This is a genomic window from Methyloceanibacter sp. (genome assembly GCF_050728395.1).
Lineage (GTDB): Bacteria > Pseudomonadota > Alphaproteobacteria > Rhizobiales > Methyloligellaceae > Methyloceanibacter.
Genome location: NZ_JBOHJB010000006.1, coordinates 1 through 19,364, shown reverse-complemented (window position 1 = coordinate 19,364; position 19,364 = coordinate 1). Strand labels below are relative to the sequence as shown.

Genomic DNA, 19,364 nt, shown 5'->3' with positions numbered 1-19,364 from the left:
TCGCTCACGCCATCGCTGGAGCCGCGCGGGCGGCTATGCTGTGGATATCTCCCCCGCCAAGCCCGACGCCGTAACTGTGCCTGAAGGCGCCATAGAGCCGCGTCGCGAGGAACGCATCGCTCACGGCCGGCGGCGCATGAGCCTGCAACAGGGCACCGGCCGCCGTGAGCGCGAGCAGCTCGACCACAGATCGCGCCCTCGCCTGGTCCCGCGCGGCCTCGGCGAGCAGGATCCTCACGCCATCGACGGCCGACTTCAATCGCTGCTCGCCGCCGCTTGCGGCCTCGATTCCGGCGAGCACGCGCTCCAAGGTTTCCGGCGAACGCTCGACCGCCCTGAGCACATCCAGGCACATGACGTTGCCCGATCCCTCCCAGATGGCGTTGACCGGAACTTCGCGATAGAGCAGCGGGAAGCCGCCCTCCTCCACATAGGCGTTGCCGCCAAGGCACTCCATCGCCTCATAGACGAGCGGCGGGGCAATTTTGCACACCCAGTATTTGGTGACCGGGGTCATCAGCCGCCGATAGGCAGCCGCGTCAGGGTCGTCGTGGCCGTCGAAGGACGCTGCGAGCTTGAAGGCGAGCGCGGTCGCAGCTTCCACGTCGAGCGCCATGTCGGCGAGCACCTGCAACATTAGCGGCTGGTCGATCAGCTTCTTCTGGGACACGCTGCGATGCTGCGCGTGGTGGATGGCGCGGGCGAGCGCCTGTCGCATCAGCCCCGCCGAGGACACGGCGCAGTCGAGCCTTGTCAGCGTCACCATGTCGATGATGGTTTGGACGCCTCTCCCCTCCTCGCTGATCAGATAGCCGAAGGCGCGGTCGAAGCCCACTTCGGCAGAGCCGTTTGAGCGATTGCCGAGCTTGTCCTTGAGCCGCTCAAGCTTGATCCTGTTCACCGACCCGTCGGGCGCAAAGCGCGGCACGAAAAAGCAGGACAGGCCGCCTTTGGCCTGCGCCAGCACCAAAAACGCGTCGGACATCGGTGCCGACAGAAACCATTTGTGACCGGTGATGGCATAGGCCTTGCCAGGGCCGGTGCCGTTGATCGCCGTGGCGACCGTGGTGTTGGCGCGAACGTCGGTACCTCCCTGCCGTTCCGTCATGCCCATGCCGATGGTGATGGCCTGCTTCTTCTGCCACGGCGCAAACCGCGGGTCGTAGCCGCGCACGAGCAGTTTCGGCAGCACGGTGCGGGCGAGAACCGGCTCATGCAGGAGCGACGCCGCGGCGGCGTGGGTCATGGTGATCGGGCAGCAATGTCCTGCTTCCATCTGCGCCGCCATATAACCGCCGGCGCACCTGGCGACATGGGCTCCCGGGCGTGGGCCGTTCCCTGTCAGATAGTCCCAGGTCGAGCAATGCAGCCCTTGCGCCGTGCTGAACCCCATCAGCCGGTGATAGGCCGGGTGATAGTCGACCCGGTCGAGACGGCGGCCCTGGGCGTCGAAGGCGCGGAGCCGTGGCGGGTTCTCATTGGCCTGGCGCCCGAGTTCGGCCGCAGCCGCGCTGCCGGCGATCCGGCCGAAGGCCGTGAGGTTCTCGGCGGCGTCGGCCGCCCCCTCCCGCGCGACCGCCTCGCGCAAGACCATATCCGACGTGAACAAGTTCACGTCGGTAAAGGCCGGGCTTTGGTTCAAATCCCCTTCCGCCTCGCGAGCCGTTGACACGGCACCTCCTTCGATCTTCTTCAAGCTTATCGCGCGGCGGCGTCCCCAGAAATAAAAACGAGGGCGCCGACTAAAGGCGCCCCCGAAACCGTAACGGCCGCGGCGAGGCCGCTGCCACTCCTGTCAAACTAGCAAGGGACGCACAAGCATCCAGTCTTTTTCTTGCAGACCTGGTGCGTCCCCCGGCGGCAGCCATTGGCCCCGACCAAAGGGCCATTTAGCCGGCAACCGGCTTCCACAATCATCGGCGAGTAGGCCTTGGTGCCGATAGCAGCCGTCCCGCTGGTCGTTGCTTCGGCGCTCCAAGCAAGAAGCCCCGCGGACAGTACTGCCACTGTCGCAGCCAGAATAATCGCGAGCTTGGACATATCTCCTCCCGGGCTGAGCACGTCCTCTCATTCGGGACGGCGCCCGAGGCATAGGGTAAAAATGGAAATTAGGCGACTCAACTTCTCGACTCAGCCCCTGCTCAAGCCGATTGCCTCGGCGCGCTTGCCGCGCGGGCAAAGTCGGCTTATAGAGTCCACTTTAATGAGCATTGCGGCCGAAGCGACCGAATTCTCCTTCCCTCATCGCCATCTGCTTGGGATCGAAGGCCTTTCGCACGACGAGATCGTGGGTCTGCTCGACCTAGCGGAACAAGCCTCGAGCGTCAGCCGCCAGGTCGCCAAGAAGCGCGACGACCTCCGCGGCCGCACCCTGATCAACCTGTTCTTCGAGTCCTCGACCAGGACGCAAAGCTCCTTCGAGCTCGCCGGAAAGCGGCTCGGCGCCGACGTGATGAATATGTCGACGCGGACCTCGTCGATGTCCAAGGGCGAGACCCTGATCGACACCGCCGTGACGCTCAACGCCATGCGGCCCGACCTTCTCGTCGTTCGCCACCATGCCGCGGGCGCCGTCGAGCTGCTCGCCCAAAAAGTCGATTGCTCGGTGATCAATGCCGGCGACGGCAGCCATGAGCACCCGACCCAGGCGCTGCTCGATGCCCTCACCATTCGCCGGCACAAAGGACACATTGCCGGCCTGATCGTGGCGATCTGCGGCGACATCCTGCATTCGCGGGTCGCCCGCTCCAACATCCTTCTACTCAACACGCTCGGCGCGCGCGTCCGCGTCATCGCGCCGTCGACGCTGATCGCATCGGGCATCTCGCGGCTCGGGGTCGAGGTCTATTCCTCGATGCGGGAGGGGCTGAAGGACGCCGACATCGTGATGATGCTTCGGCTTCAGCGCGAACGCATGACCTCGAATTTGGTGCCGAGCCAGCGCGAATATTTCCACTTCTTCGGGCTCGACCACGAGAAGCTTTCCTGCGCCAAGCCCGATGCCCTGATCATGCATCCGGGGCCGATGAACAGAGGCGTGGAGATCGACTCGAGCGTGGCCGACGATCAGCGCAGCGTGATCCGCGAGCAGGTGGAGATGGGCGTGGCCGTGCGTATGGCGGTGCTTCAGGCGCTCGCCCGCCATCTGCCCAACCACTGATGACGATGCAAGCGCCCACCCCCGATCGTACCGGCCGGCCGCTGGCCCTCCTCCATGCGCGGCTGATCGACCCTGGCACTCGCCTCGACGAGACGGGCGGCGTGCTGATCGCCGACGGCATGATCGCCGATCTCGGCCCGAACGTAACCGCCGGCTCCATTGGTGATGCGCAAGCGATCGACTGCGACGGTCATGTGCTCGCTCCCGGCCTGATCGACATGCTGGTGTTCTCCGGCGAGCCGGGGCATGAGCACCGCGAGACGCTGTCCACCACGAGCCGGGCCGCCGCCGCCGGCGGCGTCACCACCGTCATCTGCATGCCCAACACCGAGCCCGTGATCGACGACGTGGCGCTGGTCGACTTCATCATGCGCCGCGCGCGCGACACGGCGCGGATCAACGTGCATCCCATGGCGGCGATGACCAAGGGCCTGAAGAGCGAGGAGATGGCCGAGATCGGTCTCTTGCGCGACGCCGGCGCCATCGCCTTCACCAACGGCAAGACGAGCCTCGCCGACGCCAAGATGATGCGGAACGTGCTCGCCTACGCCAAGGATTTCGGCGCGCTCATCATCCATCATTTGGAAGAGCCGACACTCGCCCAGAACGGGGTGATGAACGAGGGCGAGGTGGCAACGCGGCTTGGCCTCCCCGGCATTCCGCGCGAGGCAGAGACCATCATGCTCGAGCGTGATTTGCGCCTCGCCGAACTCACCGGCGGCCGCTATCACGCCGGCCAGATCTCCTGCCGCGCATCGCTCGACATCATCCGCGCCGCCAAGGCTCGCGGCCTGCCCGTGACCTGCGGGGTCTCCATCAATCATCTCACGCTGAACGAGAACGACATCGGTCCCTACCGGACCTTCTTCAAGATGCGCCCGCCGCTCCGCTCCGAAAACGACCGCGCCGCCATGGTCGAAGGCATCGCCAGCGGCGATATCGACGTGATCGTGTCGGCCCACGATCCCCAGGACGCCGACGGCAAGCGCCGCCCCTTCGCCGAAGCAGCCGACGGCGCCATCGGCGTCGAGACCCTGCTCTCGGCGGCACTCCGTCTCTATCATGACGGCAGCGTCGATCTTGTTACCTTGCTTCGCGCCTTGACCGCGAACCCCGCACGCCTGCTCGGACTTCCGAGCGGCCGCCTCGCCAAGGGAGCACCGGCCGACCTCGTCCTCATCGATCTCGACACGCCCTTCGTGGTGAATCCCGAGCTTTTGCGCACGCGGTCGAAGAACACGCCCTTCGACGAGGCGCGGCTGCAAGGCCGGGCGCTGATGACCCTCGTTGCCGGACGCGCGGTGTACAATTACGGTGAGTGCGGCAGCTAGCCTTTTCTCTATCCGGGGTCTGACCGACAATGCTCGCGGCCGATTGGAGCCTCTACGATCCCCTCGCGCTTGCGCTCGGTTATCTGCTCGGCTCGATCCCGTTTGGCCTCATCCTCACCAAGCTCGCCGGGCATGGCGACCTGCGCGACATCGGCTCAGGCAATATCGGCGCCACCAATGTGCTGCGCACCGGCAACAAGCCGCTCGCGGCCCTCACCCTTCTGCTCGATCTGTTGAAGGGCACCACCGCCGTGCTCGTCGGCGCGCGCTTCGGGCCTGACGCCGCAATCCTTGGCGGCCTTGGCGCCTTCCTGGGGCACCTCTTCCCGGTCTGGATCGGCTTCCGTGGCGGCAAGGGTGTCGCGACCTATATCGGGGTTCTGCTCGGATTGTATTGGCCGGCAGCGATGGCCTTCTGCGCGATCTGGATTCTGGTGGCCGTCCTCACCCGCTATTCATCCCTTGCGGCACTCGCGGCGAGCGCCGCAATCCCCTGCCTGCTCCTCTTCATGGGGCAACCGCGGATAGCGATGTTGTTCCTGGTCTTCACCGTGCTTCTCTATTGGCGCCACGCCGACAATATCGGACGCCTGCTGCGAGGCGAGGAGGGGCGCATTGGCGCGAAGAAGACCTGATCCGGGTAGGGACATGCTCTCTGCCCACTCCGCGATCCAGCTGAGCGACCGCCAGCGACTGAGCTGGCTCAGGCTGATCCGCAGCGAGAATGTCGGTCCGGCAACCTTCCGCGCGCTGGTCAATCAATTCGGCGGCGCCGAGGCGGCGCTCGACGCCCTGCCTGCCCTGTCGCGCCGCGGCGGCCGCGCCTCGATCCGGGTCTTCACCGAGGCTGAGGCCAAGGCCGAGCTTACCGCCGCTGAGCAGGCCGGGGCCCATCTCGTGGTCATGGGAGAGAAGGGCTATCCGCCTGCGCTCTCCCATGTCGATGCCCCGCCGCCAGTGCTTTATGCCAAAGGCAGGCTGGAACTCGCCGAAGGCCCGATCATCGCCATGGTCGGCGCCCGTAACGGTTCTGCCGTTGGACAGAAGCTCACCAGGCAGCTTGCCACCGAGCTTGGGCTCGAAGGGTTCGTCATTGCCTCAGGCCTTGCGCGCGGCATCGACACCGCCGCACATCTTGCGTCGCTCGAGCGCGGTACCATCGCCGTACTCGCCGGTGGCATCGACGTCGTCTACCCGCCGGAGAATGCAGACCTTCAGCGCGCCATCGGCGAACAGGGGCTCTTGCTCAGCGAACGCAGCCCTGGCTTTGCCCCGAGAGGCAAGGACTTTCCCCGCCGCAACCGTCTGATCTCTGGCATCTCGCTCGGGGTTGTCGTGGTGGAGGCCGCCGAGCGGTCAGGCTCGCTGATCACCGCCCGCTTTGCCGGCGAGCAGGGCCGCGAGGTCTTTGCCGTTCCGGGCAGCCCTCTCGACCCGCGCTCTGCCGGCACCAACAATCTGCTCAAGCAGGGCGCCTGCCTCGTTACCGGCACCCGTGACATCGTCGATGCTCTGGCGCCGATCCTTGGCCGCCCGGTCGAGCCGTTCGGCCCGGAGCTGTCCGCCCCGGAGGAAGGGGCATCGCCTGAACCGTTGCCCGAAATCGCGCAAAGTGAGCGGGAACGGATCATCGGCGCGCTTGGCCCAAGCCCGGTCGACATCGACGAGGTCGCCCGTGTCACTGGCATCGCGGTGCGCAAGGTGCATATTGTTCTGTTGGAACTCGATCTCGCGGGAAAGTTGCAAAGACACGGGCAGCAACTTGTGTCATTGATCGGGGAGGACTAGCCCTCAGTCGTCCCGCGCTCGCTCGACTTGCTCCTCTTCTTTTGCCATGGCGAGCAGATAGGCGATCAGGGGCAGTCCCGCGGCCTGGGCGATGGATTTCAACTCATCGACCAGGGTGGCGATATAGTCCGCGGCCTCCCGCCGCGTCATATCGGATCCGTTGATGGGGCCTTCTCTGTCGGGCGCTTTCCTGGACCGGGGCGCCCCATTTTGCTTTTTCTGACGCCGGTTCGCCAAACGCGCTCTCCCATAGTGTCAACATCTTCAGGTTGCATTAAATAGTCTATACCCCCTAGAGTTGTCAATTTCGAGTTCTTACAATGCCGCACTCCCCGTTCAGCGGAAATTGACACTCGTGGTGCAAGACACCATTTTCGCCTCAATGCGAGGGCAAGACGCGGCAAACCTCCCCCTCGAGCCGGGCGCCTCCAGTGCCGGCCATGGAACCACTTAATGAACATTGTCATCGTTGAGTCGCCGGCTAAGGCCAAGACCGTGAACAAATATCTCGGGTCGGGCTATCGCGTGCTCGCCTCCTACGGGCACGTTCGCGACCTGCCCTCCAAGAACGGCTCGGTCCTGCCTGACAAGGACTTCGAGATGCATTGGGACGTTGAGCCCAAGGCCGCGAAAAGGCTGGAGGAGATCGCCAAGGCGGTGAAGGGGGCGAACAAGCTGATCCTCGCCACCGACCCCGACCGCGAGGGCGAGGCCATCTCCTGGCACGTCTATCAGGTGCTGAACCGCAAGAAGGCCCTGGATAAGGTCGCGGTCGAGCGCGTGGTGTTCAACGCCGTGACCAAGGAAGCCGTGCTCGACGCCATGCGCCATCCGCGCGAGATCGACGGGCCTCTGGTCAATGCCTATCTCGCCCGCCGGGCGCTCGACTACCTCGTCGGCTTCACGCTTTCCCCGGTGCTGTGGCGGAAGCTGCCCGGCGCCCGCTCGGCAGGCCGCGTGCAGTCGGTGGCGCTCCGTCTCGTCTGCGACCGCGAGCTCGAAATCGAGCGGTTCAGGGCGCAGGAATATTGGTCGCTTGCCGCCGAGCTTGCCACCGCCAAGAGCGAGACCTTTCTCGCCCGCCTCACGGCAGTCGACGGCAAGAAACTCGAGAAATTCGATATCGCCGATGAGGCGACCGCCATGCGCCTCAAGGCCGCGCTCGAAGGCGGCCGCTTCGTCGTGCAAAGCGTGGAAAGCAAGTCGCAGCGCCGCCACCCGGCACCGCCCTTCACCACCTCGACACTCCAACAGGAGGCCTCGCGCAAGCTCGGCTTCTCTCCGCGCCATACCATGCAGCTCGCCCAGCGCCTCTATGAGGGCGTCGACCTCGATGGCGAGAGCGAGGGCCTGATCACCTATATGCGGACCGACGGCGTGCAGATCGTGCCTGAGGCGATCGCCGCTGCGAGGCGCACGGTCGAGCAGCTCTATGGGCGGAACTACGTGCCCCCGAGCCCACGCCAATACGAAACCAAGGCCAAGAACGCGCAGGAGGCCCACGAAGCCATCAGGCCGACCGACTTCGGCAAACCGCCCGAGAAGGTTGCCCGCTTTCTCGATAGCGACTCTCTCAAGCTGTACAAGCTTGTCTGGCAGCGCACGCTGGCGAGCCAAGCTTCGAGTGCCGAGATCGAGCGCACCACCGCCGAGATCGGCGTCACCGGCAATGACGGCGTGACGTATCGTCTGCGCGCCACGGGCTCGGTGATCCGCTTCGACGGCTTCCTCAAGCTCTATGAGGAAGGCACCGACGATGTGATCGGCGAGGACGGCGCGCTCCCCATTTTGGCCCAAGCCGATCAACTCGAAGGCCGCAAGATCGAAGCCAAGCAGCATTTCACCGAGCCGCCGCCCCGTTACTCTGAAGCGAGCCTGATCAAGAAGATGGAGGAGTTGGGCATCGGCCGGCCGTCGACTTATGCCTCGACCCTCAACATCCTGCGCGACCGCGAATATGTCCGGCTCGACAAGAAGCGGCTCCACCCCGAGGACAAGGGCCGGCTGGTCACGGCGTTCCTCGAGAACTTCTTCCGCCGTTACGTCGAATACGATTTCACCGCGGACCTCGAGGAGAAGCTCGACCTGATCTCCGCCGGCCAGCTTGCCTGGAAGGACGTGCTCCGCGATTTCTGGCGCGACTTCATCGCCGCCGTGCAGGACATCGGCGAATTACGCATCACCGAGGTGCTCGATGCGCTGAACGACATGCTCGGGCCCCACATCTTCCCCGGCACGGAAGGTGGCGGCGATCCGCGCGCCTGCCCCTCCTGCGGAGCCGGGCGCCTCAGCCTCAAGATCGGAAAGTTCGGCGCCTTCATCGGCTGCTCGAACTATCCCGATTGCCGCTTCACCCGCCAGCTTGCCGATGGCGGCGACAAAACGGGCGCGCTGGGGAGCGAAGGCAAGCTGCTCGGAACCGATCCAGAGACCGAGCTCGACGTGACCCTGCGCACCGGGCGCTTCGGGCCTTACGTCCAGCTCGGCGAGAACGGCGCGGAGAAGCCAAAGCGCGCCTCGATTCCGAAGGGCTTCGATCCGGAAGGCATCGATCTTTCCCGAGCACTCTCGCTGCTGTCACTGCCGCGCGAGGTTGGAGCTCATCCTGAGACGGGCAAGCCGATCACTGCCGGCTTCGGCCGCTTCGGGCCTTACGTCCAGCATGACGGCAAATATGCGAGTTTGAGCGGCGCCGATGAGGTGTTCACCGTCGGCATCAATCGCGCCGTAAGCCTGCTCGCCGAGAAGGCCGCCAACCGCATTCGGCGCGGCGCCACCGTGATCAAGGACCTCGGCGAGCATCCCGAGATCAAGGGCGCCGTGCAGGTGTTGAGCGGACGCTACGGACCTTACGTGAAGCACGGCAAGATCAACGCCACCTTGCCCAAGGACCGGAACCCTGAAGAGGTCACGCTCGCCGACGCCGTGGAGCTGATCGCCGCAAGAGCCGCCAAGGGACCGGCCAAAAAGCCCGTGCGCAAGACGAGCAAAGCGAAAAAGACGAAGAAAGAGAAAGAGGTCATCGAGGAGACCGCACACTAGTTTTGACCCGCGCGTGCTAAAACGAGTGGTGGCCAAGACCAAGAACGCTCCCAAATCCCAAAAAGTGGGCAAACTTCCTTCCAAGCAAGAGATACTGGATTTTCTGCAAGGTGCCAGCCAACAGGCTGGTAAGCGCGAGATCGCACGCGCCTTCGGCATCAAAGGCGGCGACCGCGTCACGCTGAAAGCGTTGTTGCGCGACATGGCCGATGATGGGCTGATCGCGGGCTCGCGCCGCAAGCTCGAGCGGCCCGGCGTGCTGCCCTCGGTCACCGTTATCGAGATCGTCGAGCGCGATTCCTTTGGCGAGTTCATCGCCCGCCCCGCAAATTGGTCGGAGGAGCATGGGCCGCCTCCGCGCATACTCATTGTCGAGAGCAAGCAGGACAAGGGCCCGGCCTCCGGCATCGGCGATCGCGTGCTGGCGCGCATCACGCCGCTTGGCGCCGCCGCCGACACCCCTTACCAGGCGCGGCCGATCAAGCGGCTTCCCCGCGCCACGCGAAGCCAGCTCGGCATCTTCCGCGCCCTTCCGGGTGGTGGTGGCATCATCGATCCGGTCGACCGCAAGCAGCTGAAGGAATGGCGGGTGGCGCGCGGCGCAACCAACGATGCGGAGAACGGCGAGCTCGTGCGCTTCGAGCTCGGCGGCCCGGCACGCTTCGGCGCCGCCAATGCCCGCATCACCGACAGGCTCGGCAATCCGCAAGATCAGCGGGCGACGAGCCTCATCGCCATCCATGCCCACGGCATTCCCGATACCTTCCCGGAAGCGGTGCTGAACGAGGCTGACGCGGCCAAAGAGCCTGACCTGAAACGCCGCGAGGATCTGCGGCATCTGCCCTTCGTCACTCTTGACCCCGTGGACGCCCGCGACCGCGACGACGCGGTGTGGGCGGAAGCGGACCCCGATCCGAGGAACAAAGGCGGTTGGGTGGTCATGGTCGCCATCGCCGACGTCGCCTCCTACGTCAAACCTGGAAGCGCGCTCGACAAGGAAGCGAGGGCACGCGGCAATTCCGTCTATTTCCCGGACCGCGTTGTGCCGATGCTCCCCGAGCGCATCTCCAACCATCTGTGCTCTCTGCAGGCAAAGGAAGCGCGGCCCTGTCTCGCTGTGCGCATGGTCTTCGACAAGGATGGGCGGAAGCGCGGTCACCGCTTCCTGCGGGGCCTGATGCGCTCGGCGGCGGCGCTCGCCTACGAGCAAGCGCAAGCCGCGATCGACGGCAATCCCGACGATGTGACCGGACCGTTGCTCGAGCCCGTGCTTCTGCCGCTATGGGGCGCTTACGGCAGCCTCACCCGGGCGCGTACCGAACGCGCCCCCCTCGACCTCGACCTGCCCGAGCGCAGGATCCAGCTCGACGAGCAGGGTCGCGTGCGCGGCGTCACCAGCCCTCCCCGCCTCGACGCCCATCGTCTGATCGAGGAGTTCATGATCGCTGCCAATGTCGCCGCGGCGGAAGAATTGGAGGCGAAGCACACGCCCTTGATCTATCGCGTGCACGATCAGCCCTCGAAGGAGAAGCTCGCCGCCCTCTCGGAGTTCCTCTCGACGTTGGGTGTGAAGCTGCCGAAGACCGGGCAATTGAAGCCCGCGCATTTCAACCGCATCCTCGCCGAGACGCGGGCGAGCCCTGTGGCCGAGCTGGCGGGCGAGATGGTGCTGCGCAGTCAGGCTCAGGCCGAGTACAGCGCCGGCAATTTCGGTCATTTTGGTCTGAACCTGCGGCGCTACGCTCACTTCACCTCGCCGATCCGCCGCTATGCCGATCTCATGGTGCATCGGGCGCTGATCCGCGCGCATAAGCTCGGCAATGACGGCCTGACCGACGCCGAGATGCCGCTCCTCGAAAAGGTCGCCGAGGCGATCTCCGGCACCGAGCGCCGAGCCATGGCGGCGGAACGCGAGACGGCAGACCGGCTGATCGCCGCCTATCTCGCCGACCGCATCGGCGCCCGCTTCGCCGCCCGCGTCTCAGGGCTCACTCGCACCGGGCTCTTCGTGCGGCTGAGCGAGACCGGAGCCGACGGCTTTGTCCCGGCCTCCTCCATCGGCCACGAATATTTCTATCATGACGAAAAACGCCAGGCCTTGATCGGCGAAGAGACCGGCGCCGCCTTCCAGCTCGGCGACCCCGTCGAGGTGCGCCTGGTCGAGGCCATTCCATCTGCCGGAGCGCTCCGTTTTGAGCTGTTGAGCGAGGGCCGCATGATCGGCATCAAGCCGGCCCGCGGCCGCATCCAGGGACAATGGCGGAAACCGCAATCTCCCCGCAAGGGGCGGACACGCGGGCGCCGCTAGAAACAAAGCGCGGCATGAGGCCGCGCACCGCGATCCGATTTGGCAGGATTGCTGAACTTCGCTAAGGAATGAGCATGCAAGAAAGATCAGCCCCTGACAGTGCGGTCGTCGTCCGCGGCGGCGCGCGATCGACGGGCGAGCGCTCGATCCCGCTTTCGCTGCTGCGAGGCGCAAGGCTCACCTGTCCGGCTTGCGGCAAAGGCGCCATGTTCCGCCGCTATCTCAAGGTGGCTGATGCGTGCCCCACTTGCGGCGAGGCGCTGCACCATCACCGGGCTGACGACGCACCACCCTATTTCACCATCGTCATTGTCGGCCATGTCGTGGTTGGCTTGATGCTCGCGGTGGAGATGGCCTACCGCCCGCCGCTTTGGCTGCATGCGGCGATCTGGCTGCCGCTCACGGTCTTGCTCGCGCTCCTCCTCCTGCCGCCGATCAAGGGCGCGCTGATCGGCCTGCAATGGGCGCTTCTCATGCACGGATTCGATCCCAGTGCCGAAGAGGAGAAGATCGAGCCCTTCGACACAGGAATATCCAACGGCCGGGGCCGCTGACGGCCTGGTCTTGACTTCCGGGTCCCGGCGAGTAGGGTTCGCCGGACTTTTTTGAGAGCGAGGATGAAATGGCAAAGCCCGTCACGCAAAAGATCAAGCTCGTGAGCAGCGCGGGCACCGGCTATTATTACGTCACCAAGAAGAACCCGCGGAACCAGACCGAGAAGCTCGTATTCAAGAAATACGATCCGGTCGCCCGCAAGCACGTCGAGTTCAAGGAAAGCAAGATCAAATAGAGGGCGAGAGCCCTGTCGCCGGCGGATGCCCATTGTCTGATGGGCCGCGGAAAGCTGCGTCGTGAACAGGAAGCTCCGGCCACCTGCCAAGGTTCGTACTGTTGGCAATAGGTGGTCGGCCGAAACGCGGCGCTAACGAGGAGGCCACTCAAACCGCGCTCCGGCCGACCGAACCCCACGGACCCAGGAGATGCGGCGGACCTGAGCATTCCGTAGGGTTATCTCATCGATGATGTCGAGATGCGCGCGCACGAGCCCCACACGCGCATGTCCCCTCACCCCATACTTTACCTCCGGCCTCAATTCCTACCGGTGTTAAGTCAAATACAAACTACCTGACAAATCGACAAAATCAAACTCTATTGCACACCCAATCTGGCGAAAACGCAGCCAGTTTAACGCCTTACCCAGAAGGCTTCAAGCGCAACGTCAAGTCGAAAAGCCAAGGCTAGCAAGGAAAATCCGGGGTGATTCGGCAAATGCCTACGCTCAAGGCCCTCTAGGCTGCGTCGGCCACAACCCGGTTGCGGCCATCGCGCTTCGCGCAATAGAGCGCCTGATCCGCCCGCTTCAGCATGAACTCAGGGGCGTCGTCGTCAAATTCGACCGCCGCCACGCCGACGCTCGCCGTGACCTGCAACAGGCCGACCTTGCCCCCGACCTCGAAAGGAGCCGCCGCGATGCATTGGCGCAGGCGCTCGCCGACCTGACAGGCCATGGCCAAGTCGCAGTCCGGTATCACCACCACGAACTCCTCGCCGCCCAGCCGGCAGGCGACATCGATACCGCGGGTGTTACGGCGAATCCTCGCGGCGAACTCCCGCAACACCGCGTCCCCGGTGTCGTGGCCGTGGCTGTCGTTGACCACCTTGAAATGGTCGATGTCGATAAGCAGCACCGAAAGGGGCTTGCCGCGCTGCGACGCGTCTTCGAACAGCGTGTCGAGATGGCTTGTCATATAGCGGCGATTGTGCAGTCCGGTGAGTGGGTCGAGGATGGCCATCTCCACGCTCTCTTCGAGCCGTACCCGCAAATGGTCGATATAGCGCTTGCGCTTGACCTGGGTGCGCACCCTCGCCAGCAGCTCGTTCGGATCGATCGGGCGCACCACGTAGTCGTTGACCCCCATGTCCAGGCCCTTGAGCAGGGGCGCATCGTTGCCAGGCTCGGCGATGATCAGGATCGGCAGGTGGCGCGCCCGGTCGAGCGAGCGAACTTGCGAGCATAGCCGCAAGCCGTCTGCCTCCTGCAGGCTGAGGCTTATGATTATGAGATCGAAGTCGCCGTCGGGAAGTCGCAGCAATGCGCTCGCCGGATCGGCCTCCCGGGCGAGCTCGAACTCGCCCCTGAGCGCGTCCTGAATGCGTCGATAGGAGCCGTCATTGTCCTCGACGAGCATTATCCGGCCGCCGCGTGCAACCTGGTCGAAAGGTTTGGCGCCGGCGAAACCCAACTGCTCCTCGGTAGAGGCGCGCATCAGCATCTCGTCGGTCAGCATCTTCAGACGCGCGAGATTCCTCACCCGCTTGACCAGAGCGACGTCGTCGACAGGCTTGGTGAGGAAGTCGTCGGCGCCCGCCTCGAACCCCCTCACCCGGTCGGTGGGCTGATCGAGCGCAGTGACCATGATCACCGGAATATGTTCGGTGCGCGTATCGGCCTTGAGCCTCCGGCAGACCTCGAACCCGTCCATGCCGGGCATCATCACGTCGAGCAGCACCACGTCGGCGCGTTCGTTGGCGCAGATCTCAAGCGCCTCCCGGCCGCTCCGCGCGGTGCGCACCTCGAAATAATCGGCGGTCAGGCGCGCCTCGAGCAACTTGACATTGGCGTCGACGTCGTCGACCACGAGGACGCGTGCGGTCATTGAGGGGCTACCGGGCTTCGCCGATGAACTGCCGCACCGTGGCGAGGAACATCGACACCGAGATCGGCTTCGATATGTAGGCTTCGCAGCCTCCCTCGCGAATGCGCTCTTCGTCCCCCTTCATGGCAAAGGCGGTCACCGCCACCACCGGAATCGTCCTCAGCTGATCGTCTTCTTTCAGCCATTTGGTCACTTCGAGCCCCGAGACCTCAGGTAGCTGAATATCCATGAGGATGAGGTCAGGCCTGTGCTCGCGGGCGAGAGAAAGTGCCTCCATGCCGTTTCTTGTCTGCAGGGTCTTGTAGCCGTGGGCGTCGAGCAGATCATGAAAGAGCTTCATGTTCAGCTCGTTGTCCTCGACGATCAGAACGGTTTTGGCCATCGGCTGCGGCTCAGGCGATTCGGTCGATCCATGATGGGCGATCTTGCCTCGCTGCGCTATGGCGCTGAGAGCTGACCCACCCTTCCACACCATACGTCGCACTCCCCATCTTCTGGGGTCGGATTTGACCGCAAAACCTGTAACCAAATGCTTTCGGAAAACTCCAAAGATCGCGGGAATTGGCGATTTTCTGGCGTCGACTCACCTTATCGAGTGGCCGTCGGGTCCCGACACTCCGCGGCCTTCAAATATTCGAGAGACGTGAGCGTGCCATGTACCGAAAAGTCGCCGTAATCGATCAGGAGTTCGCGGCTCACGCCATTGGCGTAAAGTCGAAAATCGATCTGATAGCTCGGCGTCAGGTCTCCGGTTTTCGACTCGAAATAGCCGATCGATACCGGCCATGAAACGAGGCCGGCGAGTCCCTTCTCCTTGGCCGGGTCTTCGAGCTTGTCCTCTGTTCCGGGCGCCACCGGCTTGCCGATAAAGGCCGTGGTCTCATAGACCTTCTGGCCCTTCTCGGAGCCGTCATAGATCTGCGCCTGCAGCAGGTCCTGTCCATCCAGAGCCGCGTTCATCAAGGCGAGGCTGTGCTGGGTGGGGAACAGCACCTTGCCGGACAGGTTGAGCTCGGCATGGCTCGGCTGGCTGAGCTTGACCTGGACCGCGGCGTCAGGGTTGCGCGTCGCTCGCCCCATGGTGACGTCGCCGAGCTTGTCGTTCAGATATTGCGCCGACTGGAAGCGAAACTTCTGCCCATCGCCCTGCTCCCAGGTCGATGATCGGAGATCGGTCAGGTTGGTTTGCCCTTGCGAATCGGTCATCTGCGTGACCATGCGCATATTGAGTGTATAGCCGTCGCATTCGGAGCCCGTGAACTCGAACACCATGCGCCCGTCGATGCCGGTGATGCCTGAGGCTGAGCGGGCATCGTCGAGCGTCACTTCGTAGACGGCACGGTGAGGCGTGAGCTTGATCGGCTCCTTGGCCGCAAAGGCTTCCGCCGGCCGTGCCAAGCCTCCCGCCAGCATCGCCGCCGACGCAATTGTGAGTATCACTCTCCAAGCCACAGACACCATGCCGCTCCTCGCCTGATCAGACCCCGAATTTTCGCGTGGGGCAGCGATTCTTGGCACCAACGGACGCCCGGGACAAGGGTCCAGCGCTTAGCTTGCGGAGGGTCGGGTTTTGCCCGATGTTCGCGACACGATGCGCCCAATGCGCGTACAACCTCAGATTGGAGGCGGCATGGCCGGAGAGATCGAAGCAAGACTGAAGGCGCTGGACCTCGCTCTTCCCGAGGTTCCCCTCCCCGTCGCGGACTACGTCTCGTTTCTGCACCTTAACGGCCAGCTCTTCGTGGCGGGTCAATTGCCGCTCAAGGACGGAAAACTTGCGGTGACCGGCACGCTCGGGGCCGGCCTCGATATCGCCCAGGGCCAGGACGCGGCGCGCCTCTGTGCGCTCAATATTCTCGCCCAGGCCAAGGCGGCGCTCGGCGATCTCGACCGGATCGTGCAGTGCCTGCGGCTGAACGGCTTTGTCAGCTCGGCGCCGGGCTTCGTGGATCACCCCAAAGTGATCAACGGCGCCTCCGAGCTGATCGTGAAGGTGCTCGGGCAAAAGGGTCGCCATACCCGGATCGCCGTCGGCTGCGCGAGCTTGCCGCTTGGCGCCGCCGTCGAAATCGACGCCATCTTCGCGGTGGATTAACGGCAACCGGCACTCACCCATGACCCGGGATGCGCTCGATTGGTTGAAGCGGCCGATCGCCCATCGCGGCCTGCATGATAAAAAGAAAGGCGTCGTCGAGAACAGCGCTTCTGCGATCGAGGCGGCGATTGCCAAGGGCTATGCCGTCGAGGTCGATCTGCAATGCGCGGCCCACGGAGCGCCCGTCGTATTCCACGACCGGACTCTTGACCGGCTGACGGCGGAGAGCGGACCTGTGTCCGAGTGCGACGCCGCTGAGCTGTGCCAGATCCCCCTGCGCGACAGCAACGACCGCATCCTATCTCTCGATGGGCTGCTCGGCATCGTCGACGGCCGCGTCCCGCTCCTCATCGAAGTGAAGAGCACCTGGAGCGATGACCATCGTTACGAGCGAAACATCGCCGCGGCGCTTGGGCCCTATAAGGGCCAGGTGGCGGTGATGTCGTTCGACCCCGAGTGCGTCGCGGCATTCCGCCGCGCGGCGCCGTCTCTGCCGCGCGGATTGATCGCCGAGCGCTTCGAGGACAAGCATTATTGGTCCGATCTCTCCTTCGGCCGGCGCTTGGCCATGCGGCACCTTTTGACCGTCGTCATCGCGCGGCCCCACTTCATTGCCTACGATATCAGGGCGCTGCCTGCGCTCGCGCCCGGCATCGCGCGCGACATCTTCCGCCTGCCGCTGCTCACCTGGACGGTGCGTAGCGAGGCCGACAAGGCCAGCGCACAGCTTTTCGCCGACGCCATGATCTTCGAAGGAGTCGTGCCCTAGAGCACAACAGCCATGGGCGATATCGAACAGCGCCAGCAAGGAGCCGAAGACGGCGCCATCGTACGCGTGGTATCGCGCATCGCCACGGTTCCAGCTTTGGAGTGGGATGCTTGCGCGCGTGGCGCCGATTCGCGCGGCAACGCAGCGCGCCCTGACAACCCGTTCATCAGCCATGCCTTTCTGCACGCGCTGGAAGAGAGCGGATCGGCGACGCGGGCGACCGGATGGCTGCCGCAGCATCTTGTTCTAGAGGACGCAGCTGGCGGCATCTCCGCCTGCATGCCCTGCTATCTGAAATCGCATTCATACGGCGAATATGTTTTCGATCACGCCTGGGCCGACGCCTATGAGCGCGCCGGCGGCAGCTACTATCCGAAGCTGCAAGCCGCCGTGCCCTTCACGCCGGTTACGGGGCAGCGGCTGCTGGTACGCGATGGCCCTGACCGCGCCGAGCGCGAAGCGCTCCTGCTGCAGGCCGCGGCGACGCTCGCCGAGCGGCTCGAGGCCTCCTCGCTGCACGTCACTTTCCCCACGCTCGAGGAATGGGAGCTTGCCGGCTCGCTCGGCTTCCTCCAGCGCAACGACCAGCAGTTCCACTGGCGGAACGAGGGCTACCAGAGCTTCGAGGATTTTCTCGCCGCCCTTGCCTCACGCAAGCGGAAATCGATCCGCGGCGAGCGCAAGCGCGCCATCGAGGGCGGGGTCGAGATCGAGTGGGTGACGGGCGCCGGCCTCACCGAGGCGCACTGGGACGCCTTCTTCGCCTTCTACATGGATACCGGCTCGCGCAAATGGGGTTCGCCCTATCTCACGCGGACGTTCTTCAGCCTGATCGGCGAAACCATGCGCGATGAGATCCTGCTGGTGCTTGCCAAGCATGCGGACCGCATCATCGCCGGGGCGCTCAATTTCATCGGCGGCGATGCGCTTTACGGGCGCTATTGGGGCGCGCTCGAGGAGCACCCCTGCCTGCATTTCGAGGTCTGCTATTACCAGGCCATCGACTTTGCCATTGCCCATGAGCTCGCACGCGTCGAAGCAGGTGCCCAAGGCGCGCACAAGCTCGCCCGCGGCTATCTTCCGGTAAAAACCTATAGCGCCCATTGGATCAGAGACCCGGCGCTGCGCCGGGCCATCGCCGATTATCTGAAGCGCGAGCGCGCCGCAGTCGCCCACGAAATCGCCCTGCTTGGCGAAGAGTCGCCTTACCGGCGAACTGAATGAGTCTTCACCTCTCCCCTGCGGGGAGAGGTGACAACGGAGTCCTGTCGCTTCGCTGCTTCCATTTCATCGAAACGCGCACTGGCGCGATGAACGACGGCGCCGGGCGCGTCGCCGATTCCACCGGCAACTGGGTCGACGGCCTCGCCCCCGCTTGGCTGCGTCCTTATCTGCGGCTCGCGCGGCTCGATCGGCCGATCGGTTCCTGGCTTTTGCTCCTTCCATGCTGGTGGTCTTCGGGGCTTGCCGCGGTTCATGCCGGCAGGCACGTGGACGCGTGGCATCTGCTTCTGTTTTTCATCGGTGCGTTTGCGATGCGCGGTGCCGGCTGCACCTGGAATGACATCGTCGATCGCGATCTCGACCGCCGCGTCGAACGCACCCGCTCCCGACCGATCCCGGCGGGCCAGGTGACGGTTGGGGCGGCCATTGCCTTCCTGATTCTTCAAGCTTTGATCGGTCTCGCAGTCCTGCTGCAGTTCAATCTCTTCACGCGGTATGTTGGCTGTGCGTCGCTTGGCATTGTCGCCATCTATCCCTTGATGAAGCGAATCACGTACTGGCCGCAAATCGTGCTCGGCCTTGCGTTCTCGTGGGGCGCGCTCATGGGCTGGCCGGCGGTGTTTGCCCGGCTCGATCTGCCGGCATTTCTGCTCTATGCCGGCGCGATCGCCTGGGTGATCGGCTACGACACCATCTATGCGCATCAGGACCGCGAAGATGATGCGCTGATCGGCATCAAATCGACTGCGCTCCTGTTTCGCGAACGCACCAAGCCGATACTGGCGGTTTTTTATGGGCTCGCAGTGATATTGATTGCACTGGCGGGATGGAGTGCCGGCGCCGGTTTCATTTTCGCTATCGGACTCATGGTTTTTGCGGCGCATCTAGGCTGGCAGATACGCCGGCTGGACATTGAGAATCCCGTCGTGTGCCTTGCCGTTTTCAAATCGAACCGGGACGCCGGGCTTGTGCTTTTTGCCGCGCTCGCGT

17 protein-coding genes are annotated in these 19,364 nt (G+C 64.3%); 12 read left to right on the top strand and 5 right to left on the bottom strand.

From position 1 onward, the window contains the following. Positions 1-4 precede the first annotated feature (4 nt). Positions 5-1,672, bottom strand: a complete 1,668-nt coding sequence (locus ACREC7_RS02190; protein WP_431554051.1) for an acyl-CoA dehydrogenase family protein — start codon at positions 1,670-1,672, stop codon at positions 5-7. A gap of 531 nt (positions 1,673-2,203) precedes the next feature. On the opposite strand from ACREC7_RS02190, the gene ACREC7_RS02185 reads away from it, so the two are divergent. Genes ACREC7_RS02185 through dprA form a run of 4 tightly spaced genes read left to right on the top strand, consistent with a single transcriptional unit; the run spans position 2,204 to position 6,279 of the window. After that, positions 2,204-3,160 carry an aspartate carbamoyltransferase catalytic subunit gene (locus ACREC7_RS02185; RefSeq protein ID WP_431554050.1) on the top strand — a complete coding sequence of 319 codons (957 nt, stop codon included), beginning with the start codon at positions 2,204-2,206 and terminating at the stop codon, positions 3,158-3,160. Positions 3,161-3,165: 5 nt separating this feature from the next. After that, entirely contained in the window at positions 3,166-4,491 is a 1,326-nt protein-coding gene (locus ACREC7_RS02180) for a dihydroorotase (protein WP_431554049.1), read from the top strand. Between the two features lie 29 nt (positions 4,492-4,520). After that, positions 4,521-5,126 (top strand): glycerol-3-phosphate 1-O-acyltransferase PlsY, encoded by a 606-nt coding sequence (plsY, locus tag ACREC7_RS02175; protein WP_431554048.1) that lies wholly within the window; start codon positions 4,521-4,523, stop codon positions 5,124-5,126. A 13-nt stretch (positions 5,127-5,139) separates the two neighbouring features. Beyond that, complete coding sequence (dprA, locus tag ACREC7_RS02170; RefSeq protein WP_431554047.1) at positions 5,140-6,279, top strand: DNA-processing protein DprA; 1,140 nt, start codon at positions 5,140-5,142, stop codon at positions 6,277-6,279. Between the two features lie 3 nt (positions 6,280-6,282). Here the strand turns inward: dprA and ACREC7_RS02165 are convergent, their stop codons facing one another. Then, positions 6,283-6,429, bottom strand: a complete 147-nt coding sequence (locus ACREC7_RS02165; protein WP_431554046.1) for a hypothetical protein — start codon at positions 6,427-6,429, stop codon at positions 6,283-6,285. 303 nt (positions 6,430-6,732) lie between these two features. Here ACREC7_RS02165 and topA point away from each other — a divergent pair, with 303 nt between their 5' ends. From topA to rpmG, 4 genes are all read left to right on the top strand, one after another. Next, a complete protein-coding gene (gene topA / locus ACREC7_RS02160; protein WP_431554045.1) occupies positions 6,733-9,321 on the top strand; it encodes a type I DNA topoisomerase in 2,589 nt (862 codons plus the stop codon). Positions 9,322-9,334: 13 nt separating this feature from the next. Beyond that, positions 9,335-11,629: a ribonuclease R gene (gene rnr, locus ACREC7_RS02155; RefSeq protein WP_431554044.1), complete on the top strand. Its 2,295-nt coding sequence runs from the start codon at positions 9,335-9,337 to the stop codon at positions 11,627-11,629. A gap of 74 nt (positions 11,630-11,703) precedes the next feature. Next, positions 11,704-12,183, top strand: a complete 480-nt coding sequence (locus ACREC7_RS02150) for a DUF983 domain-containing protein (protein WP_431554043.1) — start codon at positions 11,704-11,706, stop codon at positions 12,181-12,183. Between the two features lie 68 nt (positions 12,184-12,251). Next, on the top strand, positions 12,252-12,419 hold the full coding sequence (rpmG, locus tag ACREC7_RS02145) for a 50S ribosomal protein L33 (RefSeq protein WP_324971577.1): 168 nt from the start codon (positions 12,252-12,254) through the stop codon (positions 12,417-12,419). A gap of 499 nt (positions 12,420-12,918) precedes the next feature. Here rpmG and ACREC7_RS02140 read toward each other — a convergent pair whose 3' ends face one another. The 3 genes from ACREC7_RS02140 to ACREC7_RS02130 all read right to left on the bottom strand — a co-directional run bounded on the left by ACREC7_RS02140 (position 12,919) and on the right by ACREC7_RS02130 (position 15,747). Next, entirely contained in the window at positions 12,919-14,286 is a 1,368-nt protein-coding gene (locus ACREC7_RS02140) for a PleD family two-component system response regulator (RefSeq protein ID WP_431554042.1), read from the bottom strand. Between the two features lie 7 nt (positions 14,287-14,293). Continuing rightward, complete coding sequence (locus ACREC7_RS02135; protein ID WP_431554083.1) at positions 14,294-14,668, bottom strand: response regulator; 375 nt, start codon at positions 14,666-14,668, stop codon at positions 14,294-14,296. Positions 14,669-14,874: 206 nt separating this feature from the next. Beyond that, positions 14,875-15,747, bottom strand: coding sequence for a cell envelope integrity EipB family protein (locus ACREC7_RS02130; RefSeq protein WP_431554041.1), 873 nt, complete (start codon positions 15,745-15,747; stop codon positions 14,875-14,877). Positions 15,748-15,886: 139 nt separating this feature from the next. Here ACREC7_RS02130 and ACREC7_RS02125 point away from each other — a divergent pair, with 139 nt between their 5' ends. From ACREC7_RS02125 to ubiA, 4 genes are all read left to right on the top strand, one after another. Next, the gene (locus tag ACREC7_RS02125; RefSeq protein WP_431554040.1) at positions 15,887-16,381 is read left to right on the top strand and encodes a RidA family protein; all 495 of its coding nucleotides are present in this window, start codon (positions 15,887-15,889) and stop codon (positions 16,379-16,381) included. 19 nt (positions 16,382-16,400) lie between these two features. Next, positions 16,401-17,150 (top strand): glycerophosphodiester phosphodiesterase family protein, encoded by a 750-nt coding sequence (locus tag ACREC7_RS02120; protein WP_431554039.1) that lies wholly within the window; start codon positions 16,401-16,403, stop codon positions 17,148-17,150. Positions 17,151-17,162: 12 nt separating this feature from the next. Then, positions 17,163-18,374: a GNAT family N-acetyltransferase gene (locus ACREC7_RS02115; protein ID WP_431554038.1), complete on the top strand. Its 1,212-nt coding sequence runs from the start codon at positions 17,163-17,165 to the stop codon at positions 18,372-18,374. 86 nt (positions 18,375-18,460) lie between these two features. After that, a partial coding sequence (ubiA, locus tag ACREC7_RS02110) for a 4-hydroxybenzoate octaprenyltransferase (protein WP_431554037.1) occupies positions 18,461-19,364 on the top strand: 904 nt, incomplete at its 3' end.